Annotated in this window: 24 protein-coding genes; 12 read left to right on the forward strand and 12 right to left on the reverse strand. The window is 66.9% G+C overall.

Going from position 1 to position 23,164, the window contains the following annotated elements; genetic code table 11:
* Positions 1 to 14: 14 nt before the first annotated feature.
* Positions 15 to 725: a glutathione S-transferase N-terminal domain-containing protein gene (locus tag G7Y85_RS05860; protein ID WP_166253192.1), complete on the forward strand. Its 711-nt coding sequence runs from the start codon at positions 15 to 17 to the stop codon at positions 723 to 725.
* A gap of 7 nt (positions 726 to 732) precedes the next feature.
* On the opposite strand, the gene G7Y85_RS05865 is transcribed toward G7Y85_RS05860, so the two are convergent.
* A complete protein-coding gene (locus G7Y85_RS05865) occupies positions 733 to 2,043 on the reverse strand; it encodes a cytochrome P450 (RefSeq protein WP_166253195.1) in 1,311 nt (436 codons plus the stop codon).
* A 119-nt stretch (positions 2,044 to 2,162) separates the two neighbouring features.
* On the opposite strand from G7Y85_RS05865, the gene G7Y85_RS05870 reads away from it, so the two are divergent.
* Positions 2,163 to 2,522, forward strand: coding sequence for a DoxX family protein (locus tag G7Y85_RS05870; RefSeq protein ID WP_166253198.1), 360 nt, complete (start codon positions 2,163 to 2,165; stop codon positions 2,520 to 2,522).
* Entirely contained in the window at positions 2,519 to 3,442 is a 924-nt protein-coding gene (locus tag G7Y85_RS05875; protein WP_166253201.1) for a hydroxymethylglutaryl-CoA lyase, read from the forward strand. Before G7Y85_RS05870 ends, G7Y85_RS05875 begins: the two co-directional genes overlap by 4 nt.
* A gap of 69 nt (positions 3,443 to 3,511) precedes the next feature.
* Here the strand turns inward: G7Y85_RS05875 and G7Y85_RS05880 are convergent, their stop codons facing one another.
* From G7Y85_RS05880 to zwf, 3 genes are read right to left on the reverse strand one after another with little or no spacing between them, the layout of a single operon-like run.
* Complete coding sequence (locus tag G7Y85_RS05880; protein WP_166253204.1) at positions 3,512 to 4,393, reverse strand: SIS domain-containing protein; 882 nt, start codon at positions 4,391 to 4,393, stop codon at positions 3,512 to 3,514.
* A gap of 7 nt (positions 4,394 to 4,400) precedes the next feature.
* Positions 4,401 to 5,120, reverse strand: coding sequence for a 6-phosphogluconolactonase (gene pgl, locus G7Y85_RS05885; RefSeq protein WP_206675508.1), 720 nt, complete (start codon positions 5,118 to 5,120; stop codon positions 4,401 to 4,403).
* 2 nt (positions 5,121 to 5,122) lie between these two features.
* On the reverse strand, positions 5,123 to 6,583 hold the full coding sequence (gene zwf, locus G7Y85_RS05890; protein WP_166253207.1) for a glucose-6-phosphate dehydrogenase: 1,461 nt from the start codon (positions 6,581 to 6,583) through the stop codon (positions 5,123 to 5,125).
* A 247-nt stretch (positions 6,584 to 6,830) separates the two neighbouring features.
* Here zwf and edd point away from each other — a divergent pair, with 247 nt between their 5' ends.
* From edd to G7Y85_RS05930, 8 genes are all read left to right on the forward strand, one after another.
* On the forward strand, positions 6,831 to 8,678 hold the full coding sequence (gene edd, locus G7Y85_RS05895; protein ID WP_166253210.1) for a phosphogluconate dehydratase: 1,848 nt from the start codon (positions 6,831 to 6,833) through the stop codon (positions 8,676 to 8,678).
* Positions 8,675 to 9,316, forward strand: a complete 642-nt coding sequence (locus G7Y85_RS05900; RefSeq protein WP_166253213.1) for a bifunctional 4-hydroxy-2-oxoglutarate aldolase/2-dehydro-3-deoxy-phosphogluconate aldolase — start codon at positions 8,675 to 8,677, stop codon at positions 9,314 to 9,316. The genes edd and G7Y85_RS05900 overlap by 4 nt, the downstream gene beginning before the upstream one ends.
* Before the next feature lie 77 nt (positions 9,317 to 9,393).
* Positions 9,394 to 9,777, forward strand: a complete 384-nt coding sequence (gene fliS, locus G7Y85_RS05905; protein WP_366514920.1) for a flagellar export chaperone FliS — start codon at positions 9,394 to 9,396, stop codon at positions 9,775 to 9,777.
* Position 9,778: 1 nt separating this feature from the next.
* Positions 9,779 to 10,333, forward strand: a complete 555-nt coding sequence (locus G7Y85_RS05910) for a PilZ domain-containing protein (protein ID WP_166253219.1) — start codon at positions 9,779 to 9,781, stop codon at positions 10,331 to 10,333.
* Positions 10,334 to 10,369: 36 nt separating this feature from the next.
* On the forward strand, positions 10,370 to 11,005 hold the full coding sequence (locus tag G7Y85_RS05915; RefSeq protein WP_166253223.1) for a response regulator: 636 nt from the start codon (positions 10,370 to 10,372) through the stop codon (positions 11,003 to 11,005).
* Positions 11,006 to 11,153: 148 nt separating this feature from the next.
* Positions 11,154 to 12,608, forward strand: a complete 1,455-nt coding sequence (gene rpoN / locus G7Y85_RS05920) for an RNA polymerase factor sigma-54 (protein ID WP_166253226.1) — start codon at positions 11,154 to 11,156, stop codon at positions 12,606 to 12,608.
* 35 nt (positions 12,609 to 12,643) lie between these two features.
* Positions 12,644 to 13,033 carry a response regulator transcription factor gene (locus G7Y85_RS05925; protein ID WP_194241111.1) on the forward strand — a complete coding sequence of 130 codons (390 nt, stop codon included), beginning with the start codon at positions 12,644 to 12,646 and terminating at the stop codon, positions 13,031 to 13,033.
* A complete protein-coding gene (locus tag G7Y85_RS05930; protein ID WP_166253230.1) occupies positions 13,026 to 14,528 on the forward strand; it encodes a sigma-54 dependent transcriptional regulator in 1,503 nt (500 codons plus the stop codon). Before G7Y85_RS05925 ends, G7Y85_RS05930 begins: the two co-directional genes overlap by 8 nt.
* Before the next feature lie 39 nt (positions 14,529 to 14,567).
* On the opposite strand, the gene G7Y85_RS05935 is transcribed toward G7Y85_RS05930, so the two are convergent.
* Entirely contained in the window at positions 14,568 to 15,518 is a 951-nt protein-coding gene (locus tag G7Y85_RS05935) for a 2-oxoadipate dioxygenase/decarboxylase family protein (protein WP_366514921.1), read from the reverse strand.
* Between the two features lie 162 nt (positions 15,519 to 15,680).
* Entirely contained in the window at positions 15,681 to 16,277 is a 597-nt protein-coding gene (locus tag G7Y85_RS05940) for an SCO family protein (protein ID WP_166253233.1), read from the reverse strand.
* A gap of 103 nt (positions 16,278 to 16,380) precedes the next feature.
* On the opposite strand from G7Y85_RS05940, the gene G7Y85_RS05945 reads away from it, so the two are divergent.
* On the forward strand, positions 16,381 to 17,325 hold the full coding sequence (locus G7Y85_RS05945; RefSeq protein WP_166253236.1) for a cytochrome c oxidase assembly protein: 945 nt from the start codon (positions 16,381 to 16,383) through the stop codon (positions 17,323 to 17,325).
* Positions 17,326 to 17,531: 206 nt separating this feature from the next.
* Here G7Y85_RS05945 and G7Y85_RS05950 read toward each other — a convergent pair whose 3' ends face one another.
* From G7Y85_RS05950 to G7Y85_RS05975, 6 genes are all read right to left on the reverse strand, one after another.
* Positions 17,532 to 17,984, reverse strand: a complete 453-nt coding sequence (locus G7Y85_RS05950) for a copper chaperone PCu(A)C (RefSeq protein WP_166253239.1) — start codon at positions 17,982 to 17,984, stop codon at positions 17,532 to 17,534.
* Between the two features lies 1 nt (position 17,985).
* Positions 17,986 to 19,164 (reverse strand): ABC transporter permease, encoded by a 1,179-nt coding sequence (locus G7Y85_RS05955; RefSeq protein WP_166253242.1) that lies wholly within the window; start codon positions 19,162 to 19,164, stop codon positions 17,986 to 17,988.
* Positions 19,165 to 19,167: 3 nt separating this feature from the next.
* Positions 19,168 to 20,316: an ABC transporter permease gene (locus tag G7Y85_RS05960; RefSeq protein ID WP_166253245.1), complete on the reverse strand. Its 1,149-nt coding sequence runs from the start codon at positions 20,314 to 20,316 to the stop codon at positions 19,168 to 19,170.
* 154 nt (positions 20,317 to 20,470) lie between these two features.
* A complete protein-coding gene (locus tag G7Y85_RS05965; protein ID WP_166253248.1) occupies positions 20,471 to 21,157 on the reverse strand; it encodes an ABC transporter ATP-binding protein in 687 nt (228 codons plus the stop codon).
* Between the two features lie 109 nt (positions 21,158 to 21,266).
* Positions 21,267 to 22,472, reverse strand: a complete 1,206-nt coding sequence (locus tag G7Y85_RS05970; RefSeq protein WP_166253251.1) for an efflux RND transporter periplasmic adaptor subunit — start codon at positions 22,470 to 22,472, stop codon at positions 21,267 to 21,269.
* Between the two features lie 42 nt (positions 22,473 to 22,514).
* Positions 22,515 to 23,156, reverse strand: coding sequence for a hypothetical protein (locus G7Y85_RS05975; RefSeq protein ID WP_166253254.1), 642 nt, complete (start codon positions 23,154 to 23,156; stop codon positions 22,515 to 22,517).
* Between the last annotated feature and the right edge of the window lie 8 nt (positions 23,157 to 23,164).

A 23,164-nucleotide genomic window follows, 5' to 3' on the forward strand; every position in this document is an offset into this window, starting at 1 on the left:
CGGGGAGCGCTGTGATGATCGATCTGCATTTCGTCCGGACACCGAACGGCCACAAGGCCAGCATCATGCTGGAAGAGCTGGGCGTGCCCTATCGGAGCCGCGTCTACGACATGCTCAAGGGCGAGCATCTGACGGCCGATTTCCGCGCCCTCAATCCGAACTGCCGCTTGCCGGTGATCGTCGACAACGAACCGGCAGGTGGTGGCGCACCGCTGCCGGTGTTCGAATCCGGCGCGATCCTGATCTATCTCGCCGAGAAGTACGGCCGCCTGCTGCCGGGCGATGCACGACGTCGCAGCGTCGCGCTGCAATGGCTGATGTGGCAGATGTCCGGCCTCGGGCCCATGCATGGGCAGGCGCATCATTTCGTGCGCTACTGCCCGGAGCCGATCGATTACCCGCTGCAGCGCTATCGCAACGAGGCCGTGCGCCTGCTGCATGTGCTCGAACATCGCCTGAGCGAAGCCGAGTATCTGGCCGACGAGTATTCGATCGCCGACATCGCCTGCTGGCCGTGGATACGCGCGGCGCGCGCGATCGAACTCGATATCGCCGCCTTTCCGGCGATCAAACGCTGGTACAAGGCGATCGATGCGCGTGACGCGGTACGTCGTGGCGCCGAGTTGAAGATGAGCGACGCGTCACTTGCCGGCAAGCCGCGCCTCGATGCCGAGCAGTGGTCGAACCTGTTCGGCGCCAACATGCTCGGCGCGGTGCGCGACTGAGGCGTGCCTACAGCGCTTCGAGCCGCACCGGCAGACGATCCCTGGGAATCGGCAGGCTGGTGAAGTCCTGCTGCAGTTCGTAGCCGTCCGGCACCGTCCAGCGATAACGCAGCAGCATCTGGTGGAGGATCGCCTTGACCTCCATCTCGCCGAAGTGCAGGCCGATGCACTTGTGCGCGCCGCCGCCGAACGGCACCCATTTGAACGGATGCTCCTTGTCTTCGGCGCGCTCGCTGCCGAAGCGTTCCGGGTCGAAGCGGCGCGGCTCGCGCCAGAAATGCTCCGAGGTATGCGTGAACCAGGGACTGATGTTGACGAAACTGCCGGCCGGAATGCGGAAGCCCTTGTAGTCGACATCGCGCGCGGCGCGGCGCGGCAGGCCCGGTACCGGCGCGCAAAGGCGCAGCGCTTCCTTCATGACCATGCCCATTGCCGTCAGCGACGCGAGCTGCTCGAAGTCCGGGGTCGCCGTGCCCAGCGCGCGGCTGTCGTCGCGCAGGCGCTGCTGCCAGTGCGGATGCTTGGCCAGCTGATAGACCATGTTGCTGAGCGTGATCGTGCTCGTGTCATGCGCGGCCATCAGCACGAAGATCATGTGATTGACGACATCGTCGTCGGAGAACTGCTCGCCGTCTTCGGTGCGGGCATGGCACAGGCGCGTGAACAGGTCGTCGCCGGTCGAGGCGCGCTTGGCCGGCAGTTCGCGGCGGAAGAAGTCTTCGAGCACGCGGCGGCCCTCGAGACCGGCGCGCCAGCGCGTGAACGGCAGCGGAAAGCGGATGATGCCGGTGGCCGCACGCACGGTGGCCAGGAACGCGGCATTGAGCGCGTCGGCCTCGGCTCCCGGCTTGCGGCCGATGAACACTTCGCTCGCCAGGTCTAGCGTCAGCTTCTTCAGATGATCGAAGATCAGGAAGCCGTCGCGTGGCTGCCAGGCGGACAGGCCGGCGGCGATGCCCGGTGTCAGCACCTGCAGATAACCGATCAGCGCGTCGCGCGTGAACGCGCCCTGCATGATGCGTCGATGCACGCGATGCTCGTCGAAGTCGAGCAGCATCAGGCCGCGATGGAAGAAGCGTGCGATCAGCTTCTCCCACGCCGAATTCTCGAACAGGTCTCCGCGGTTCTGGAACACGAACTGGTTGGCGTCCGGGCCGAGCAGCGAGATCATGTCCAGGCCGAAGGCATAACCTTTCGAGACCTCGCCGTAGCGTGCGTAGCGGCCGTGCACGAAACGATCCATGTGCAGCAGCAACTCGAAGCTGTGGCCGACCAGCGGCAGGCCGCGATCGCCGGGAATCTCGCTTGCTGTCGTCATCCTGCTCTCCTTGGCCGCCCCGCCTGCGGGCGGCGCCTGCGCCAGTCTTTTCGGCGTCGTTGTAAATGTCAAGGTTCTTGACTGTATCATGGTCGCAGACCGAGGCCGGAGCCTGCCGGATGAATGTTGCCGCCGCGATCGTGCAATGCCTGCTGTTGCTGTTCTTTCTGCCCGCCGCGGTCCTGAAACTGGCCGGGCATCGCCACATGCGCGAGGAATTCACGCGGTTCCGTCTGCCTTACGCTCTGGCACGATGTGCGGGTGCGGTTGAGCTGCTGGCCTGCCTGCTGTTGCTCGCCGGCTTCCGGCAGGCCTTCTGCGCGGCGCTCGGTGCATGCTTGCTGGTGCCGGTCATGATCGGCGCGAGCTGGATCAATTTCACGCGGCGGCCGCCGGCCTTCGGCTGGGGCACCCTGGTCCTGCTGCTGGTCTGTGCGGGCTTTGCCGCGTTCTGTCTGACGAGAGAGATGGGTACATGAACGGAATTGCCGGAGCGGTGGAGCTGATCGAAGTGTCGCCGCGCGACGGGTTGCAGAACGAATCGGTGCCGGTCGATACCACGACCAAGCTGGAGCTGATCGCCCGCCTGCTCGACGCCGGCCAGCGGCGCATCGAGGTGACGAGTTTCGTCAATCCGAACAAGGTGCCGCAGATGGCCGATGCCGAGGCGCTGTGCGAGCGTCTGCCGCATCATCCGGACGCGCGCTACGCGGGCCTGGTGCTCAACCAGCGCGGCTATCGGCGCGCGCGGGCGAGCGGCCGCCTGCACGAGGTCTGTCTGGTGGTCTGTGCCAGCGACAGCTTCGGACAGCGCAATCAGGGACAGACCATCGAGCAAGGCCTGGCCGAGACCGCGGCGATCGTGCGCGCGGCGCGTGCCGACGGGATCGCCAGTTCGGTGACGATCACGGTTGCGTTCGGCTGCCCGTTCGAGGGCGAAATCGACACGGCGCGGGTCGTCGGGATCGCGCAGGCCCTGGCCGAACAGCAGCCCGACGAACTGGTGCTGGCCGACACCATCGGCGTTGCGGTGCCGTCGCAGGTCAGCGCCGTGATCGCGGCCGTGCGCGAGCGCATCGGCAACGCGCTGCCGATGCGGGGTCATTTTCACAACACCCGCAATACGGCGATCGCGAACATCGTTGCGGCGCTGCAGGCGGGCGTATCGCGCTTCGACGCCAGCGTCGGCGGTGTCGGCGGCTGTCCGTTCGCGCCGGCAGCGACCGGCAATGTCGCCAGTGAAGACGTTGCTTATCTGTGCCAGCGCATGGGGCTGGCGCTGTCGGTCGATCTCGAACGTCTCAATGACACCGCGCGCTGGCTCGGCGAGCGGCTCGGTCGCAGCCTGCCCGGTATGCTCAGCCGTGCCGGCGGCTTTCCGCCGCGCGCTGCCGGCTGAGGGCGGTCGCGCCGCAGGCGGCATCGTTCGTCGTTCGCGATGACGCGGGCGCGCCGGCCCTGACCACGCTCAGGATTCAGACGACTGCACGCGCTTCTCGCGCAGGATCTGCTTGCCGCGCTCCAGGCGGCTGAGCAGCGGCGGACCCATCGCCAGCGCCACGGCGACGGCGAGCACGTCGACGATCGCCAGATGAGCGATTCGCGAAATCATCGGTGTATAAACGTCCGGATCTTCCGGCACGTCGGCGGCGAGCGAGACACTGGCGAGCCTGGCCAGTGGCGAGCCGCTGGCGGTGATGGCGATCAACTGGGCGCCGCTGTCGATCGCGATCGCGGCGGTGGCGAGCATGTCGGTGGTGCGGCCGGTAGCCGAGATCGCGACCACGACGTCGCCGCGTCCGAGCACGGTGGCCGCGACCGCCATCGCGTGCGGGTCCAGATACGAAGCGGTCGGCACGCCGTAGCGGAAAAACTTGTGCTGGCCATCGAGCGCGACGATGCCGGAATTGCCGATGCCGTAGAAGTCGATGCGTCGTGCCCTGGTCAGCATTGCCACGGCACGCGCCAGCTCGCCGCTGTCGAGATGATTGCGGACATCGAGCAGGCTGCCGATCGTGCGGTCGAAGACCTTTGCCGACACCCGTTCGAGCTTGTCGTCCGGACCCACATCCTGATGAATGAACGGCACGCCCGACGCGAGGCTTTGCGCGAGGCGCAGCTTGAATTCGCGGTACCCGGAAAAGCCGAGCGCGCCGGCGAAACGTGCCACCGTCGGCTGGCTGACACCGGCGCGCGTCGCAAGATCGGCGATCGGCAACTGCAGGACCTGATCCGGATGCGCCAGCACGAATTCGGCGACCGCGCGCTCCGATTTGCGCAGGGCCGCGAGCGACGCGCGAATGCGCGACAGCAGCGCGCTCGATCGCAGCTTCTGCCGGCTGGCTTTCATGCCGTGCTCACGCGTTGAAGAACAGGTGCAGCGGCACCTGCGTCTGCTGCAGGAGGGCGGCGATCGGCAGGCGCGCCGGTGCGGCGTCGACCGCCGCCTCGATCACCTGCCGTTTCCGCTCGCCGGAGATGGCGAGCGCCAGCAGGCGCGAGTCGAGCAGCGCGCGCAGGCTCAGGCTCAGGCGTGCGTGCGGCGCACTGCGCGGATAGGTCGCCAGCACGCGGCGCGACTGCTGCGGATCGAGGCCTGCCGCGCTGCCGTCGGCGTCCGCAAACAGCGATGCGGTATGACCGTCGTCGCCCATGCCCAGCACGACCGCATCGAACGGCGTCGCGATCGTCGCCAGCCGCGCTTCGGCTTCGCGCGCGGCCGCTTCCGGCGCCAGGCCGTCGACGTACAGCGCGACGAAGCGCGCGGTAGCTGCGCGCCCGCGCAGCAGGTGCTCGCGAACCAGTCGCGCATTGCTGGCGTCGTCGTCGCCGGGCACGCAGCGTTCGTCGGCCAGGCTGATCGTGACGCGCGGCCAGTCCAGTTCGCGCTGCGAGAGCGAGGCGAAGAAGGCGAGGGGACTGCGACCGCCGGACACCAGCAGCGAAGCTTTTGCGCGGGCCGCCAGTGCGATGCGCAGCTGTTCGGCGATGAAGTCCGCGAGCGCGTCGGCGCCCGGTGCGGCATCGTCGGACAGATGCTGATGCACCGCCGCCGGCAGCTTCAGCGCCTCGGCCACGCTCAGCTTTCCTCGTGCCAGGCGTGGCCGTCGCGGGCGATCAATGCGCTGGCGGCAGTCGGTCCCCAGGTGCCGGCCGGGTATGACTTCGGCGGCTGCGCGCTGCGTTCCCAGGCCTGCATGATCGGCTCCACCCATTGCCAGGCCGCATCCTGCTCGTCGCGACGCATGAACAGCGTCAGCTTGCCTTCGATCACGTCGATGATCAGGCGCTCGTAGGCGTCCCACTGTCGCGCGCGATAGGTTTCCGAGAGTGCGACATCGAGGAAGATCGGCTGGATGTCCATGCTCTGGCCGGCGACCTTCGCCATCATGTCGAGACGCAGGCCTTCGTCCGGCTGCAGACTGATGACCAGCCGGTTGACCGGCTCGCCGCTGGTCGCCTGCAGGATGGGATGCGGCACGCCGCGGAAGTTGATGACGATTTCGGCGAGACGCTCCTGCATGCGCTTGCCGGTGCGCAGATAGAACGGCACGCCGGCCCAGCGCCAGTTGTCGAGTTCGGCCTTGATCGCCACGAAGGTCTCGGTGCGACTGCCCGACGCGATTCCTTCTTCTTCCAGATAGCCGGGCACCGGCTGCTTGCGGATCGCGCCGGAACGATACTGGCCGCGCACCGTGCGATTGGCGACATCGTCCGCCGAGAACGGGCGCAGCGAGTGCAGGACCTTGAGCTTTTCGTTGCGCACCATGTCGGCGTCGATGCTGGCCGGCGGCTCCATCGCGACGATGCACAGCAGCTGCAGCAGATGGTTCTGCACCATGTCGCGCAGCGCGCCGATCGAATCGTAGAAATCGCCGCGGCTTTCGACGCCGACCGTCTCGGCGATCGTGATCTGCACGTCGCGTACCCAGTTGCGATTCCACAGCGGCTCGAACAGCACGTTGCCGAAGCGCAGCGCCATCAGGTTCTGCACGGCTTCCTTGCCGAGATAGTGATCGATGCGGAAAATCTGCCGCTCTTCGAAGATGCGACCGACGTTGTCATTGATTTCGCGCGCCGAGCGCTGGTCGCGGCCCAGCGGTTTTTCGAGCACGACGCGGCTGTTGGCGGTCACCAGGCCGGCCGTGCCGAGGTTCTCGCAGATGGCCGTGAACAGGCTGGGTGCGGTCGCGAGGTAGAAGACGCGGATTCGGGTCTCGCAGTCCTTCAGTTTCGTGCCGAGCGCGGCGTAGTGCGCAACCTGCCCGGCGTCGAGCTGCACGTAGTCGAGACATTCGGCGAACGCCGACCAGGCGGCATCGCTGAAATCACGCGGGGTGACGTGCTGGCGACAGCCGTCGAGTGCGAGTGCGACGTACTCCTCGCGCGACAGCGCGTGCCGGCCGATGCCGATCACGCGCCAGCCGGCCGTATCGGCAGTATCGCGGTGCCGGTAGTACAGCGCCGGCAGCAGCTTGCGCATCGCCAGATCGCCGCTGCCGCCAAACAGGATGAAATCGAACGCGTCGCTTGTTGCCATGCGCTTACGCACTTCGCCTCGACGAAGCGGCTCCAGGAGTTCTGCCGAATTTGTATTAATACTACATAATTGTACGGCACTCGCCTATGCCGGCGCTGAACCTGAACGAATCCGCCGTCTGCCGGTCACATGTTCGTAACGTAGGCATTTTTCGCCGTTGCCGACCGGAAAGCTGGCCGTGACTGGCCGGCGCGGCAGCGCGCTTGTAGTATTGATACAAATTCCGTTCGATCCGCAAGGAATCCACATGCCCCAGCATCCGCTGCTCGTCGAGATCACGGAACGCATTCGTCAGCGCAGTGCGACACCGCGTGATCGCTATCTGCAGCATGTCGCGGCCGCGCAGCAGCGCGGCACTGCCCGCGGCCGCGTTTCCTGCACGAATCTCGCGCATGCGTTTGCCGCCTCGCCGACGGACGACAAGGCGGCACTGCGCGGTCCGGCCTGGCCGAATCTGGCGATCGTGTCGGCCTACAACGACATGCTGTCGGCGCATCAGCCCTACGAGCACTTTCCGGTGCTGATCAAGGACGCGGCGCGCAAGGCCGGCGCCGTGGCGCAGTTCGCCGGCGGCGTGCCGGCGATGTGCGACGGCGTCACGCAGGGCCAGACCGGCATGGAGCTGTCGCTGTTCTCTCGCGACGTGATCGCGATGGCGACGGCGGTGGCGCTGTCGCACAACGTCTTCGACGGTGCGCTGATGCTCGGCATCTGCGACAAGATCGTGCCCGGCCTGCTGATCGGCGCGCTGCAGTTCGGCCATCTGCCGGTGGTGTTCGTGCCGGGCGGGCCGATGACCAGCGGCATCTCGAACGCCGAGAAGGCCAAGGTCCGCCAGTTGCATGCGCAGGGAAAGCTCGATCGCGAAGCGCTGCTGGAATCCGAGATGAAGTCGTATCACGGGCCCGGCACCTGCACGTTCTACGGCACGGCCAACAGCAACCAGATGCTGATGGAGATCATGGGCCTGCACCTGCCGGGATCGGCTTTCGTCAATCCGTACACGCCGCTGCGCGACGCGTTGACGCGCGCTGCGGCGACGCGCGCGGCGCAGATCACGACTTTCGGCGAGCGGTACACGCCGATTGCCGAGATGATCGACGAGCGGGCGATCGTCAACGGCATCGTCGGCCTGCTGGCGACCGGCGGCTCGACCAATCACACCATTCACCTGATCGCGATCGCGCGCGCCGCCGGCATCCTCATCGACTGGGGCGATTTCGACCGGCTGTCGGCAGTCGTGCCGCTGCTCGCGCGCATCTATCCGAACGGCGGTGCCGACGTGAATCACTTTCATGCGGCCGGCGGCATGGGCCTGCTGATTCGAGAGCTGCTCGATGCCGGTCTGCTGCATGAAGACGTGCGCACCGTCGCCGGCGACGGCCTGCGTCGCTACACGCAGGAGCCCTATCTGGACGGCGAGCGCCTGATCTGGCGGGATGCGCCGGCGCGCAGCCTCGACGCCGACGTGCTGCGCGGCCACGCCGCACCGTTCAGCGCCGACGGCGGTCTGCGCCTGCTGACCGGCAATCTCGGCCGTGCAGTGATCAAGGTCTCGGCGGTCAAACCCGAGCATCGTCGCGTCGAGGCGGCGGCGATCGTGTTCGACGGCCAGGACCAGATGCTGGACGCGTTCAAGCGCGGTGAACTGCATCGCGACTTCGTCGCCGTGATCCGCTACCAGGGGCCGCGCGCCAACGGCATGCCGGAATTGCACAAGCTGACGCCGGCGCTCGGCAGCCTGCAGGACGAGGGTTTTCACGTCGCACTGGTGACCGACGGCCGCATGTCCGGTGCGTCGGGCAAGGTGCCGGCGGCGATTCATGTCACACCGGAATGTCTCAGCGACGGTCCGCTGGCGCGCGTGCGCAGCGGCGATCTCATCCGTCTCGATGCCGAGGCCGGCACGCTGGAGGCACGCGTCGACGCCGGCGAATGGCAGCAGCGCCGGATCGAACATCCGTCGCTGGACGACAATGGCTGGGGCGTCGGCCGCGAGCTGTTCGCGAACGCGCGGAATTTCGCATCCGGCGCCGAGCAGGGCGCCATCAGTTTCAATGCGGCGATGGGCATGCCGATCGGAGTTCCGACATGAGACGCGCGTTTGCCGGACTGGACGAGGTGATGAACAGCGCGCCGGTGATGCCGGTGATCGTCATCGACCGGCTCGAACACGCCGTACCGCTGGCACGGGCGCTGGTCGCCGGCGGCGTGCGGGTGCTGGAGGTGACGCTGCGCACGCCGGTCGCGCTGGACGCGATACGGGCGATTGCCGACGCCGTGCCGGAGGCCATCGTCGGTGCCGGCACGCTGCTCAATGCGCACGACCTGCAGGCGGCCGGACAGGCCGGCGCCCGCTTCGGCGTCAGCCCGGGTGCGACCGTCGATCTGCTGCGCGCGGCGCGTGCCGGCGGCTGGACCTTCCTGCCCGGTGTGATGACGCCGTCCGAGGCAATGGTGGCGCTGGCCGAGGGCTTTCACGCGCTGAAGTTCTTTCCGGCGGTGCCGGCCGGCGGCGTGGAAATGCTCAAGGCGATCGGCGGGCCGTTGCCGCAGCTGCGTTTCTGTCCGACCGGCGGCATCAGTCCGGCGACCGCGCCGGATTTTCTGGCGCTGGCGAATGTCGACTGCATTGGCGGTTCGTGGCTGGCGCCGCGGCCGCTGATCGAGGCCGAGGACTGGGACGCGATCACGGCGCTGGCGCAGCAGAGCACGCGCCTGCCGCGCGGCTAGCGCGCTCAAGAAGCGGCGCGGAATGTCGATAACAGGGCATGGGCGCAAGCCCGACCGAATGCCCGTGGAGCCGATCCGTGTCCTATGCCGCCGTCCGTCAATACGAGAGTGCATCGAGCAGCGTGCTGGTCGACGAGGTTTCGCCGCAGCGCCTGACCGGCATGCTCTATGACGGTGCGCTGACCCGCCTGGCGACGGCGCGTGGTGCGATGGCACGCGGCGAGACCACGGCCAAGCTGCGCGCGATGGCCAGGGCGATCGCCATCATCGAGCATCTGCGCGCCTGTCTCGACCAGCAGGCCGGCGGCAGCATCGCGCGCAATCTCGACGCGCTCTACGACTACAGCCTGCGTCGCCTGGTCCACGCCAACGCGACCAACGACGCGCCCGCCGTCGACGAAGTCCTGGATCTGCTGCGGCCGCTGGCCGAGGCCTGGGACACGATCAGCGGGCCGGCCTGAGATGAGCGGCGCCGACACCTCCGCCGTTCTCGGCTACCGCGATACCCTGCCGTTCGACTGGCGGCCCGCCGAAGGCGCGTTGCCGCGCGTCTGGGCCGAGCAGAATCTGCGCATGCTGACCGCGCTGGTCACGCTCGGCGAGCGAACGCTGGTCGAGCCGGAAACGCCGGGCGCCGCCGAATTCGAGCGCCTGCATCACAAGGTCGATCTGGTCATCGAACTGCTCGGTGCCTTGCTGCGCAGCACACGCAGCAGTGCGCCGCCGGTGCCGCTGCGGATCAGCGCCGAGGCGCTGGCCTGGCCGCTGGACGATGACGCGCCGGCGATCGGCAGCGTGCTCGATGTCAGCGTGCAACTGCATCCCTGCACACCGTTGCCGCTGCAGTGGCGTGGCGAAGTGGTCGCCCACCGCGACGGTGAACTGCGGCTGCGCTTCGCGGCAATGCCCGAGTCTCTGGCCTGCGCGCTGGAGCGTCATGTGTTCATGCACCACCGTCGGTCTGTCGCTGGCGCACGTTCGCCAGTTCAGCGCGGAGAGGGGGCTGCTGCGCCCTAAGATTGGGCACAGAACGATTTTGAGGAGGATATCGGGATGCGTGTGATCCTCGCGGAGCCGCAAACCCTGGTGCGTGCCGGCCTGCGGCATTTGCTGGAAACCCAGGCGTCGGCAGAAGTCGTCGCCGAAGCCGGCGACGGCCTGCAACTGCTGGAAATGGTCGGTCGGCTGCGTCCCGACGCGGTCATCACCGAACTGAACCTGCCGCAGATCTCCGGTCTGGAGGCACTGTCGCAGATCCGGCGTCACTATCCCGAGGTCGCGGTGCTGATCCTGGCCACCCCGGCCGATGGTCATCATGTGCGTCTCGCACTGAAGGGCGGCGCCGCCGGCTTCATCGCCAAGGACGCCGAGCCCATGGAACTGGGGCTGGCGCTGCGCGCCGTCGAGCGCAGCCAGATCTATCTCAGCCCGGCGATCTCGCACAAGGCCATCGAGCGGCGCGCCGACCAGCGCGTCGAAGACAATGTCGAGGTCACGCCGCGCCAGCGGCAGGTGCTGGAACTCATCGGTCGCGGCAAGTCGACCAAGCAGATCGCTGCCCTGATGGGCATCAGCGTCAAGACCGTCGAAACCCACCGCGCGCGGCTCATGCAATCGCTCGGCCTGTATGGCACCAACGCCTTGATGCGCCACGCGATTCGCGTCGGCCTCGATCACGCGATCGCGTGAAACCACGACCCGTCGCCATGACGGGATTTTGACGTATGTAAGGCAAACCCCCACATCTTGTAGGAAATTATTTGCTGGGGAAGCGGCGTCAAATTCGTAACAGTGTGTAGGCCATGAACGCTCCGCGAGGAGCAAGGGGGCCACACCGATGAACAAGTTGAACGTCCAGCCACGCGTCAGCCAGCAGATTGCGATGACGCCGCAGCTCCTGCAGTCGATCCGCCTGCTGCAGCTGTCGACGCTCGAACTCGAACAGGAGCTGCGCCAGGCGCTCGAACAGAACGTCATGCTCGAAGGCCCGGACGACGACATGAACGCGATCGACGTCGACGAGCAGGATGCCGCCGACGAGCGCCAAGACGTCGAAGTCAGCGGGGTCGACGCCGCGGCCGAAGGACGGGTCGAAGCCGACTTCGACTGGTCCAGCCGTGACAGCTGGAGCGGCGGCGAACCGCCGGCCGACGCCGACGGCGAATCCTGGGAGGCGCGCATCGGCGCGGCAACCCCGACCGACGCCCGCCTGGCCGCTCTCGAACAGCTGCAACTGGTCGTCCGCAATGCCCGCGAAGCGGCGCTGTGCGAGGCGATCATCGACGCGGTGGACGACAACGGCTACCTGAGCCAGCCGCTGGACGGGATCGCCCTGCAGTCGGCGCTGCAGCCGACACCGGACGACGCCGAGATGCGCGCGGTGCTGGCACTGGTGCAGACCGTGGAGCCGACCGGCTTCGCCGCCCGCGACCTGCGCGAATGCCTGCAATTGCAGATTGCCGCGACACCCGCCGACGCCAGTGGCCGTGCACTCGCGCAGACCCTGGTTGCCGATCATCTCGATGCGCTGGCCGACCGCGACTATGCCGCCCTGGCCGCCAGCCTCGGCGTCGACGCCCTGCAGCTGCATGCCGCGCTCGACCTGATCCTCAGCCTCAATCCGAAGCCGGCCAGCGCGCTGGCCGCCGGCGCCGAGGCGGCACTGCCGGACCTGATCGTGAGCGGCACGCCGGGCAGCTGGCGCGTCGAGCTGAATGCCGAGCGTCTGCCTCGGGTGCGCGTCAACAGCCGCTACGAGCGCATGCTGGGCAGTACCGCGCATCGCGCGATGCGCGATCAGCTGCAGGAAGCGCGCTGGCTGGTGCGCGGCCTGGAAATGCGCCACGACACCCTGCTGCGCACCGGTCGCGCGATCTTCCAGCGCCAGCAGGCGTTCCTCGAAAAAGGCGAGGAGGGCATGGTGTCGCTGACCCTGCGCGAGATCGCCGACAGCATCGGCATGCACGAGTCGACCGTTTGTCGGGTCACCAGCAACAAATGGGTGGCGACGCCGTGGGGCGTGTATGAATTGAAGGCATTCTTCCCGTCACAGATTGCCGGTCGCGGACTGGAGAGTTCGGGAACGGCGGTCAAGGCGATGATCCGTCGCATCATCAATGCCGAGAATCGCGCCACGCCGCTCAGCGACGGGCAGATCACGGCACTGCTGGCGCGGCAGGGTGTCGAGGTGGCGAGACGGACGGTTGCCAAGTATCGCGAGGCGATGCGCATTCCGCCGGTCAAGGAACGCCTGCCCAGGGATGTCGGAAGGCATCTGACAATGGCAGGATGAGCGGCCCGCCGTGAGCATTGCGGGTTTCCAGGGAGATGGATGTGACGAAAGTGCGGACGCTGCTGGTCGACGACAACCGGCCTTTCCTGATACTGGCACGGCATCTGCTCGCCAGCTTTCTGGAGATCGAAGTGATCGGTGAAGCGTACGATGGTGAACAGGCAGTGCAGATGGCTGAACAGCTCAAGCCGAACCTGATCATCATGGACCTGGCGATGCCGAACATGGGCGGTTTGCAGGCGACGCGCCTGATCAAGGCGCAGGACGCACCGCCGGTCATCATCATTGCGTCGCATTACGACGATGCCGCGCATCGCGAGTTCGTCGCCCAGGTCGGCGCCGAAGGTTTCATCAACAAACGCAGTTACGAGAACGACGTCATCGTCATTGTCCGGCGTCTTCTGAAGGAGCTCTCCGATGCCTGAATCCCGGGTCCTGGTCATCGAATCCGATGCCGCGCGCGCCGACAAGCTGCGCGCGATACTGGAATTCATCGACTTTCGCGCCAGCGTCGTGAGCGATGCGGCGCAGATCGACACCACGGCGCATCGCCAGCAGGACTGGCTGGCGATCCTGGTCGGCGACACCGGCCTGAACAGCCTCGATACCTTCGTCACCTGGCTGCGGCGCGATGCGCGCCATCCGCCGCTGATCGTCGTGCAGGCGCAGCACGACGAGCTGCTGCAGCGCTACGGACTCGATCCCAGCGCCTGCCTGCCGCTCGACATGCCGGTCCGCTACGGCCAGCTTTCCGATCACCTGAAACGCGCCGGACTGCTGCAGATGGAGCGCGATGTCGGCACGCGGCCGAGCAGCGGCCCGACCGGCAACTCGGCGGTGATCCGCCGTGTGCGCAAGCTGATCGAGCAGGTCGCGGCCTTCGACACCACGGTGCTGGTCACCGGCGAATCGGGCACCGGCAAGGAAGTGGTGGCGCGCGCGATCCACGAGCGTTCGGCACGGCGCGATCACCCGTTCGTCGCCGTCAATTGCGGCGCGATTCCCTCCGAGCTGCTGGAAAGCGAATTGTTCGGTCACGAGAAGGGCGCGTTCACCGGCGCGATCACCGCGCGCCGCGGCCGTTTCGAGATGGCGGACGGCGGCACCCTGTTTCTCGACGAAATCGGCGACATGCCGCTGGCCATGCAGGTCAAGATCCTGCGCGTGCTGCAGGAGCGCAGCTTCGAGCGTGTCGGCGCCAATCGCAGCTCGCACTGCGACGTGCGCATCATCGCCGCGACTCATCGCAATCTCGAGGACGCCATCGTCAAGGGCGGCTTCCGCGAGGATCTCTACTACCGCCTCAATGTGTTTCCGATCGAGACGCCACCGCTGCGCGAGCGTGCCGAAGATCTGCCGCTGCTGATCGACGATCTGATCCGCAGCCAGGAAAGCGCCGGTCACGGTTCGGTGCGTCTGGCACCGGACGCAATCAACGCGCTGCGCCGCTATCACTGGCCGGGCAACGTCCGCGAGCTGTCGAACCTGATCGAGCGCCTGGCCGTGCTGCACCCGCATGCGCAGGTCGATGCCACCAGCCTGCCGCGTCGCTACTGCGCCGACCTGCCGGAGGCCGACGTCGGCACGCGTCGCGATGCCGCGTTCGGCGACAGTCTGCTGCGCGCGCCGGTCGCCGTATCGGCGCTGCCGGCCACGCGTGCGATGCCGGATGCCGCGGCATCGGTCGCATCGCTGGCAGTGCTGCCGGCCGACGGCCTGAATCTCAAGGATCACATCGAAGCCATCGAGCTGGCCCTGATCCGCCAGGCGCTCGCACAGTCGGACGGCGTTGTCGCACACGCTGCCAAGCTGCTCGCCACGCGGCGCACGACGCTGGTCGAAAAGCTGCGCAAGTACGGCCTGACGCGCGATGACGGCGACGACAGCGAGTCCACGGTCAGCGCGGCGATGGCGTCCTAGGCGCTCATCCATCACCGGCGCCCGCTTGCGGGCGCCGGTTCAGCAGTGCGTCGCTGCCTTCGTCGATGCGGCGTCGAAGATCTTCTCCGCGTTGGTCGCGAGAAAATTGCGGAACACCAGCGGCGTTCCGTCCTCGGCCCATAGCAGCGTCCCGTCGTCGTCGCGTGCCTGCGCCCGTTCGATGATCTCGACGAACTGCTTTTCGGTCTGCGCCCGGCCGATGCTGCCGTCGGCTTCCAGCACGGCCGTGTCCATCGTTGCCGCCATCGTCGCGGTCTGCCGCAGCGCCGTGCCGGCGGCGCCCTGAATCGCCGGCAACAGGCGAAAGCCCGCCGTGCGCATGGCCGTCGCCATCGCCTCGATGCCGTCGAAGCCGCCGGCGCGTACGTCGATCGTCACGTGATTGAAGTCGGGGCCGAGCGCCAGGGCGCTGGCCGCTTCGCCGGAAATCCGCGCCACGGCGTCGAGCGTCGCGCGTGCCAGCGGCGGACCGTTGCGGCTCATCAGACGCTCGACGAAATGCGCAACAAAGAACGTCGCGTCGCGCTCGTCGAGTCCGCCCTGGCTTTCAAAGCGGTCAATGCAGCCGATGAACGGTCCGTGATCGACCGCGGCGGCCTGCGCGGCGCAATCGGCGCGCACCAGCGCCGCGACCGGCGCCGGAAAAGCGTCGAGATCGACTTCCGAAACGAAGATCTTGAACGCGCCGGCGTCGTCGCCGACGCGCTGCAGGTCGAAGGACTTCAGCTTCTTGGCCGGGAACAGGTAGCGGCGTTCGCGGCGCAGGCCCAGCACCCGCGCGGCACGCTCGAACAGCGAGCAAACCTGCGGATCGGCCGTGCGGATCGCGCCGTGGTCATTGCGGAAGTGGCCGCCCTGCGCCGCGACCAGCGCCTGGAGACGGACGAAGTCGGGCACGTTGCGCGCGAACTTGGCGGTTGCGGTGTCGACGAAGCGCGCGCGCAGCGCGGACGGGGGCAGCAGCTTCACGATCGGCTCTCCGGTGGCAGATTCGGCCGATGACGGCGGAACGTCCAGTGTAGGTCGGCGTCGCGCGTCCGCCAGTCCGGAGGAAACCTCAGGTTTCGTGAAGCGGCAAATGCGATCGCCCGTCCGGCGAACCGTCGGGGCGTGCGCCGATCTCCTCGCTGCTCAGCGGCGATCGTGCAGTTGCGACAGGTCGGCGACGAAATCGGCGACCGGCGAATCCTCGTTGGCGAGCAGGCGCGCCTTGCCCTGGCCGTCGAAAATGAAGATCGCGGAGCTGTGACTCATCGTGTAGCCGCCATCCGGTTCGTCGTTCTGACGCGTGAAGCTGACGCGATAGCGCCGTGCGAGCGCGGCAGTCTGCTTCGGCGTGCCGCGCAGGCCGATGAAGCTCGGGTCGAAGGCCTGCACGTAGGCGGCCAGTTCGCTGGATGTGTCGCGCGCCGGATCGACGGTCACGAACAGCACCTGCAGCGGGCCGGCGCGATCGCCGACGGCCTGCTTGACCGCGCGCAGCCGTGCCAGGGTGGTCGGGCAGATGTCCGGGCAGTGCGTGTAGCCGAAGTACAGCAGCACGGTCTTGCCGCGGAAGTCGCTGGCGCTGACATCGCCACCGCCGGCCTGCTGCATCGTAAAATCCAGATCCGGCAGCAGATGCGCGACCTTGTGCAGATGCCAGACCTGCTTCTGCTGGCAGGCGCTGAGCAATGCCAGTCCGAGCACAAGGACGGCAAGACGAAACAGGTGGCGGATCATCGGCATGGTTACGGAACCTTGGGGTCGCTTCGACCGGGATCGCCGCCTGGCGTTCCCGAATATTTTGCGGGTGAGGGATCGAATTGAAAATTGAGTGGTCCATGCCGGCATGAATCCCCTGACTGCGGATGCCGGCGTGCGTGCCGGCCTGGGCCGGCGCTGGTCGCTGTTCGCCATTCTAGTGCCTGTCGTGCTGCTGCTCGCACTGTGGCCGGCCGCGCGCGCCGTCGTCGAGTTCCTGCTGCCCTGGGAGTTCTGGCCCAGCGTGCTGCTGTCGGCGGCGATCGCCGTGCTGCTGTTCGCGCGCGGCGTGCGCCGCGCCGCGCGCCTCGGCGTGCGCACCGGCGCATGGCGCCAGGGCACCTACTACGGGGCGGTGCTGGTGCTGTATCTGGCGATGCAGTCGCAGGTCGACTACTACGCCCAGCACATGTTCTACATCCACCGCCTGCAGCATCTGGTGCTGCATCACATCGGACCGTTCTTCCTGATCCTGACTGCGCCGCAGCGCCTGCTGCTGCTGGGCATGCCGCGTGGCGTGCGCCGCCGGCTGTTTGCGCCGCTGCGCCGCAACCGGATCGTGCGCGGCGTGTTGCATGTCGTCCTGCATCCGGTGCTGGCGCCGATCCTGTTCGTGGGCGGCGTCGGCTTCTGGCTGCTGTCGTCGATGCATTTCGACGTGATGCTGAGCCTGCCGCTGTACAAGCTGATGAACTGGAGCATGATCATCGACGGCTTGCCGTTCTGGTGGCTGATTCTCGATCGTCGTCCGAGCCCGCCGGCGGCAATGGGCTTCGGCGGCCGCATCGTCGCCCTGTGGCTGGTGATGGTCGGTCAGATCATGATCGGTGCGGCGATCGGCCTCGCGCAGCACGATCTGTATCCGGTCTACGCGATCTGCGGCCGCGCCTTCGCCCTATCGCCGCTGGTCGATCAGGAACTCGGCGGTCTGGTGGTCTGGATTCCGGGCGCGATGATGAGCGTGCTGGCGACGATCGTCGTGCTCAGCATTCACCGCGAAGTGCCGCGCAAGGCGGCAGCACGCAGGCGCTAGCGGCGACCGCTGCAGTCTAGTCCACTGAACCACTTGGTTCGCACCGTGATCGGATTCCGTTCGTCCCGAGTGTTTCGGCGTGAGCCGAAACGTATCGAGGGACCGCTGCGCGTCGTCAGTGCGCCAGCCCCTCGATACACCGCGCGCTCCGCGCGCGGCACTCGGGGCGAACGGGGTCTTCGGTGCCATTCATCCGGTTCAGCGGACTAGGGGCCGCTGGCGCCGGCCGGGCGGACCACGAACTCGACCTTGACGCTGCTGCCGTCGCTGAACTGCAGGCTGACCGGAATGTGCTCGCCGACCGTCAGCGGGTTCTTCGCCTGCATCAGCATCAGGTGGTAGCTGCCGGGCGCGAAGTGCACGACGCCATGCGCCGGCAGCGCGACGTCGTCGACGTGCTGCATCTGCGACTGGCCGTTCTGTTCGCTGCTCTGGTGGAGCATCGTCATCATGAAGGCCGGCGAGTCGGCGCTGACCAGCTTGCGGCTGGCGTCGCTGCGATTGCGCAGATCGAAATAACCGGCCGCCGGCAGGTCGCCCGGCAGCATGCGGATCCAGGCGTTCTCGACGACCGGCGAAGCGGGCTGCGCGGCAACGGCCGCGCTCGAAGCGAGCAACAGGGCGGCCGCGCTCAGGATGGGGTGACCGGCAATTTTCATGTCAACTCGCTCGCAGGGCATCGACGACCGGCAGGCGCGCCGACCGTATGGCAGGAAACAGGCCGCCGAGCAGGCCGATGAACAGGCCCAGGCAGACGCCGGCAATGATCAGGCCCGGCGTGACCGTCAGACGGAACACGATCTGGCTGAAATTGGCGCCCAGTGTACTGACGGCATTGCCGTTGAAGAACAGCCAGGCGAGCAGGGCGCCGATCGCGCTGCCCATCAGGGCCAGCAGCAGCGACTCGGTGAACACCGAGAACACCACCGGACCGGCGCCGAAGCCGATCGCACGCAGTGTGGCGATCTCCCGTGCACGTGCCGACACTGCCGAATACATGGTGTTGAGTGCGCCGAACATCGCGCCGACCGCCATGATGCCGCCGACGAAATACGCGACGAAGTTCAGCATGGCGGTCAGGCGTTGCGACTGCGCGGCGTAGTACTCCGGTTCACGCTTGACGTCGACGGTGAGCGTCGGATTGGTGGTCAGCGCATCCTTGAACGCATCGAAGGACGACGCCGCATCGAGCAGGGTGGTGACCGACTGGAAGCCGGTGCGGCGGAACGCCGACTGCACGGTGTCGGCATCGGCGATCAGCTCGGATTCGTGTGCGTCGCCGTCGCTGCTGAAGATGCCGACCACGTTCCAGTCGGAGTCGCGGAAGCTCAGGTGGCCGCCGACGCTGAGACCCTTGAACTGCCTGGTGGCGCCGTCGCCGACGATCATCTCGCGCACCGCCGGCTGGAACATGCGGCCGGCGATGATCTTCAGGTTCGGCCGCAAGGCCAGCAGCTGCCCGCAGCTGCCGCGCAAGGTGACGTTCGATTCGTTGCCGTCGCTGATCTTCGGCAGGTTGACGATCGTCACCAGCTCCGCGCAGCCGAGCGGCTTGCCGCTGGCATCCTTGCGCACGCCGGGCGCATCGAGGATCGTCAAGGCGTTGTCGCGCGAGATCGAGCTGTTGATTTCCGCCTGCGAACCGCCGCGCAGCACGATCGCGCGATCGGGGCGGCCGCTGCTGGCGACGGTCTTGTGAAAGCCGGTCGCCATCGCCAGCACCGAGACCAGCACGGCGACCACGCCGGCGATGCCGATGACGATGACCGACGAGGTGCCGAGGCGTTGCGGAATCGCCTTCAGGTTCATCGCCGTGATGGCCAGGGTTTGCTTGAACATGGCTTATCTCCCGGCCAGCGCGTCGACGATCACGAGCCGCCTCGCGCGCAGGGCCGGCAGGCCGCCGGTTGCCAGCGCCAGCACGACCGCAACGCTGGCACCGGACAGAATCACCCTGGACGGCAGTCGGACGACGCCGATCGTGTTCTTCAGCATCGGGAACAGCAGGTCGGCCAGGCCCAGACCCACCGCGGCCGCGATCAGGCACAGCAGCAGGGATTCGGCGAGGACCAGTACCGTGACCTTGGCGTCGGTGAAGCCCAGGGTCTTGAGCACCGCGAGTTCCGGAATGCGCTCGCGTACCGACTGCATCATCGTGTTGCCGGTCAGGAACAGCAGCGTGAAGAACACCGCGCCGAGGATGGCCTGGACGATGAAGTTGATGTCGCCCATCTGTTTCATGAAGCCCTGCGTGAATTCCTTCTCGCTCTGCGACTTGGTCTCGTCCGGCGAGTTCTCGAACAGCTTGTCGATCCGCGCGGCGATCTGCGCCGACTGATGCGGGTCCTTGACCGAGACGATCCACCAGCCGACGGTGCCGCCGCCGAAAGTGCGTGCCTCGTCGAGATAGTTGTAGTTGAAATAGGCACCCTGTTCCTGCGATTCGTCGCCGCTGAAGGTGTAGGTGCCGACGATGTCGAACGGCCAGTCCGAGGTGCCGTCGTACTTGTTGACCCAGATCGTCGAATGCAGCGAGATGCGCTGGCCGACTTTCCAGCCGTACTTGGTCATCTGCGTGGCGCCGACGATCAGCCCGGTGCGGGTGCGCTTCAGGGCCTCAACCTGCTCCGGCGCGATCTTCGCCTCCGGCACCACATGCAGGTAGTCGTCGATGTTCACCGGTGTGGCGAACAGGAAGTTCTTCGGTTCCTGGTAGTAACCGCCGAACCACACCGCGAAGGCGACGCCGGACACGCCCGGCACCGAGGCGATCTGCTGCTGTTGCGAGATCGGCAGCGGCTCGGTCAGCGAGATCTTGCTGGTGACGATCAGGCGATTGACGTTGGCGTTGTCGATGCTGAGATGGAACGCAGCGTTGACCCCTTGCAGCATGCCGTACAGCAGGAACGCGACGACGATCGACAGCAGGGTGAAGATCGTGCGTGCCTTCTTGCGCCACAGCGTCGCCCACAGCAGCGGGAAGTATTTCATGGCGAGTCTCCGGGTGTGCCGGTGCCGTCCATGGCGCGATCGCGCCGCCTGACTGAACCCCGCTCCGGCATTCGTTCAATTCGGCATGACATCGAGTCATGCCGCACTTCGACGAATGCTCCCTGGCCGGGCGCACGCCGGGGAAACCTGCCATTCATGGCGTGTTTCCCGGTACCAGCGTGCCCTTGTCCATGTGCAACTGGCGACGGGCGTACTCGGCGGCCTTCGGATCGTGCGTGACCATGACGATGGTCTTGCCGTGTTCGCGATTCAGCGTCTGCAGCAGGCCGAGGACTTCGTCGGCGGTCTTGCGATCGAGATCGCCGGTCGGCTCGTCGCAGACCAGCAGGGTCGGATCGGCGACCAGTGCGCGCGCGATCGCAACGCGCTGCTGCTGACCGCCGGACAGTTCGTTCGGCTTGTGCCGGGCGCGATCGTCGAGACCGACGATCTTCAGCGCCGTCTGCGCGTTCTGCCGGCGCTGGGCGGCACTGAGGCTGGTCAGCAGCAAGGGCAATTCGACATTGGCCTGTGCGCTGAGCATCGGCATGAGATTGTAGAACTGGAAGATGAAGCCGACGTGCCGCGCGCGCCAGCGGGCGAGTGCGGCGCCGGACAGCCGGTCGATCCGTTCGCCGGCCACCGTGACATCACCGTCACTGGGGCGATCGAGCCCGCCGATCAGGTTCAGCAGCGTGGTCTTGCCGGAGCCGGACGGTCCCATCAACGCTACGAAGTCACCCTGCGCGATCTTCAGGTCGAGACTGTGCAGGACTTCGACGGATTCCTTGCCGCGCGTGTAGCGCTTGGCAACCTGGCTCAGCGAAACGATGTCATTCATGAAAACAGCCCCCGACGTGATGCTGGATCTGCCGTCCGCGATGTGTCGCGCAATCTAGCCGTTCATCGGGCCGCGTGTCGCCCGGTGAATTCCTCAGCCTGTCACGACTTCATTTCGGTACTTCGATTCTGATCTTGGTGCCGTCCTGCAGCTTCGTGAAATCGCCGATCGCCAGCTCGTCGCCGGCACTCAGACCGGAGAGCACGCCGAGCTGGCCTTCGGCCGGTGCCGCGCCGAGTTGTACGGCGCGCCGCTCGACACTGTGGCCGTGGACGACGTAGACCACGCCGGTCGTCGCTGCCGGATTCTCGCGTTGCACGGCCGTCTCCGGCACGCTGACGCCGCTGCGCGGTGCGGCCCTGCCATCATCGGCCTTGCGCTCGGAAAGAAACGATACGCGCGCGCCCATCTCCGGCAGGATGCGGGCGTCCTTGAGCTTGAAGCCGACGCGAACCTTGACGGTCGCCTTGGCGCGATCGGCGGTGGGGATGACGGCGATCACTTCGGCGGGAATGACCCAGTCCGGATAGGCGTTGAGCTTGACGCTCGCGGCTTGTCCCGGCGTCACGCGATTGATGAAGTTCTCGTTGACGTCGACTTCGACTTCCAGCGAGTCCATGTCGACCAGTGTGCCGATGCCGGTGCGCGTGAACCCGCCGCCGGCCGAGATCGGCGAGACGATCTCGCCGGGCTGCGCGGCCTTGGTGGTGATCACGCCGCTGAATGGCGCGCGTACCACGGTGTCGTCGAGATTGCGCTGCGCGACGACCACATCGGCCTGCGCAATCTGCAGCGCGTACTGCTGCGCGTCGTAGTTCGCCTTGCTGCGGTTCAGTGCCTCGGCGCTGATGAAGCCGGCCGCGGCCTGCTTGCGATCGCGCTCGTAGATCGGCCGGATGTTCTCGGCGGCGGCCCTGGCGGCGGCGAGATTGGCCTGCGCCTGCAGCAAGCTGGCTCTGGCATTGGAATCGTCGAGCCTGGCCATGACATCACCTTCCGCGACCTTCTGGCCTTCCTCGATGTACAGGTCCTGCAGTTTGCCGGTGATCTTGGCCGACACGGTCGCCTGGCGGCGGGCGACGACGTAACCGGACGCATCGAGCATCGACGCCGCGGCGCCGCTGCTGCTGGCCAGCGGGGCCGCGGTGGCCAGCGTCACCGGCACGCCGCGGTCGCGCGTCAGCAACTGGGCCGCGATCACGGCAACGACGATCAGGACGATGGCGAGCAGCCAGGGCCAGCGCGCCGGTGGTTCGGCGGTTTCCGGGCCGCGGTCGATCTTCAGCTGGCCCAGCAGCGAGTGCGAGTCGTTCATGAGGAGCGCAATGCTTGGTGATGCGGTGGATGCTGCACTGTATCAGGGGGCTGCGGGCCGCGACGCCGGCACATCGCCGTCGCCGTAATCGCGGCCGGCGAGCGCGTCGCAGGATTCGGCACGCTTCGGCGGCGCGGTGCTCGAATCGCCGATCCAGCACTCGTCGAACACCGAGCAGTAACAGACCTGCATGACCAGATGGCTGCGCGCCGCGTCGAGCCGGTGCCAGGTATCGGCGCTGGCCTCGTCGTAACGAAAGTGCAGGAAATCGATGGTCTCGCGGGCGGGCAAGACGCGGCCGAGCACGGCCGAAGTGGTCAGAAGCGGTTGCTGCTCCGGAGGCAGTCCGGCGGTGCCGCAGCAGCGCTGCAGCAGATCGCGCGCGTCGCCGACCGCAACGCCGTCGTAACGGACGATGAACTTCTCGATCCGCGCCGGGCCGATGCCGACGTTGGCGACCCGCAGGCGCAGATCGTAATGGCCCTGCTCGTCGGCGTTGCTCTCGGAGAGTTCGATCGACGGCCAGGAGTTGGCGGCGACCAGCTTTTCCATGGTATGGCCATGATGGATGGCGATGACGACGGACACCACCGACAGCACCAGCGCGCTCAAGGCGACCGAGAGATCGATGATGCTGTGGCCGGTCTTGTGATGGTGCGCGTGTGTCTCGACGTCGACGTCCATGTCCGGAA

The sequence above is a fragment of the Solimonas terrae genome (assembly GCF_011067135.1).
Taxonomy (GTDB): Bacteria; Pseudomonadota; Gammaproteobacteria; order Nevskiales; family Nevskiaceae; genus Solimonas; species Solimonas terrae.

What these genes read in the sequence shown, in the direction of transcription:
- G7Y85_RS05880 (WP_166253204.1), bottom strand. Translation starts at nt 4,393, where the DNA reads ATGAAAGCCAGCCGGCAGAAGCTGCGATCGAGCGCGCTGCTGTCGCGC.
- G7Y85_RS05955 (WP_166253242.1), bottom strand. Translation starts at nt 19,164, where the DNA reads ATGTTCAAGCAAACCCTGGCCATCACGGCGATGAACCTGAAGGCGATT.
- G7Y85_RS05915 (WP_166253223.1), top strand. Translation starts at nt 10,370, where the DNA reads ATGCGTGTGATCCTCGCGGAGCCGCAAACCCTGGTGCGTGCCGGCCTG.
- G7Y85_RS05965 (WP_166253248.1), bottom strand. Translation starts at nt 21,157, where the DNA reads ATGAATGACATCGTTTCGCTGAGCCAGGTTGCCAAGCGCTACACGCGC.
- edd (WP_166253210.1), top strand. Translation starts at nt 6,831, where the DNA reads ATGCCCCAGCATCCGCTGCTCGTCGAGATCACGGAACGCATTCGTCAG.
- zwf (WP_166253207.1), bottom strand. Translation starts at nt 6,583, where the DNA reads ATGGCAACAAGCGACGCGTTCGATTTCATCCTGTTTGGCGGCAGCGGC.
- G7Y85_RS05945 (WP_166253236.1), top strand. Translation starts at nt 16,381, where the DNA reads ATGAATCCCCTGACTGCGGATGCCGGCGTGCGTGCCGGCCTGGGCCGG.
- G7Y85_RS05975 (WP_166253254.1), bottom strand. Translation starts at nt 23,156, where the DNA reads ATGGACGTCGACGTCGAGACACACGCGCACCATCACAAGACCGGCCAC.
- G7Y85_RS05930 (WP_166253230.1), top strand. Translation starts at nt 13,026, where the DNA reads ATGCCTGAATCCCGGGTCCTGGTCATCGAATCCGATGCCGCGCGCGCC.
- G7Y85_RS05870 (WP_166253198.1), top strand. Translation starts at nt 2,163, where the DNA reads ATGAATGTTGCCGCCGCGATCGTGCAATGCCTGCTGTTGCTGTTCTTT.
- G7Y85_RS05950 (WP_166253239.1), bottom strand. Translation starts at nt 17,984, where the DNA reads ATGAAAATTGCCGGTCACCCCATCCTGAGCGCGGCCGCCCTGTTGCTC.
- G7Y85_RS05900 (WP_166253213.1), top strand. Translation starts at nt 8,675, where the DNA reads ATGAGACGCGCGTTTGCCGGACTGGACGAGGTGATGAACAGCGCGCCG.
- rpoN (WP_166253226.1), top strand. Translation starts at nt 11,154, where the DNA reads ATGAACAAGTTGAACGTCCAGCCACGCGTCAGCCAGCAGATTGCGATG.
- G7Y85_RS05970 (WP_166253251.1), bottom strand. Translation starts at nt 22,472, where the DNA reads ATGAACGACTCGCACTCGCTGCTGGGCCAGCTGAAGATCGACCGCGGC.
- G7Y85_RS05910 (WP_166253219.1), top strand. Translation starts at nt 9,779, where the DNA reads ATGAGCGGCGCCGACACCTCCGCCGTTCTCGGCTACCGCGATACCCTG.
- G7Y85_RS05865 (WP_166253195.1), bottom strand. Translation starts at nt 2,043, where the DNA reads ATGACGACAGCAAGCGAGATTCCCGGCGATCGCGGCCTGCCGCTGGTC.
- G7Y85_RS05940 (WP_166253233.1), bottom strand. Translation starts at nt 16,277, where the DNA reads ATGCCGATGATCCGCCACCTGTTTCGTCTTGCCGTCCTTGTGCTCGGA.
- G7Y85_RS05875 (WP_166253201.1), top strand. Translation starts at nt 2,519, where the DNA reads ATGAACGGAATTGCCGGAGCGGTGGAGCTGATCGAAGTGTCGCCGCGC.
- G7Y85_RS05860 (WP_166253192.1), top strand. Translation starts at nt 15, where the DNA reads ATGATCGATCTGCATTTCGTCCGGACACCGAACGGCCACAAGGCCAGC.
- G7Y85_RS05960 (WP_166253245.1), bottom strand. Translation starts at nt 20,316, where the DNA reads ATGAAATACTTCCCGCTGCTGTGGGCGACGCTGTGGCGCAAGAAGGCA.
- G7Y85_RS05925 (WP_194241111.1), top strand. Translation starts at nt 12,644, where the DNA reads ATGGATGTGACGAAAGTGCGGACGCTGCTGGTCGACGACAACCGGCCT.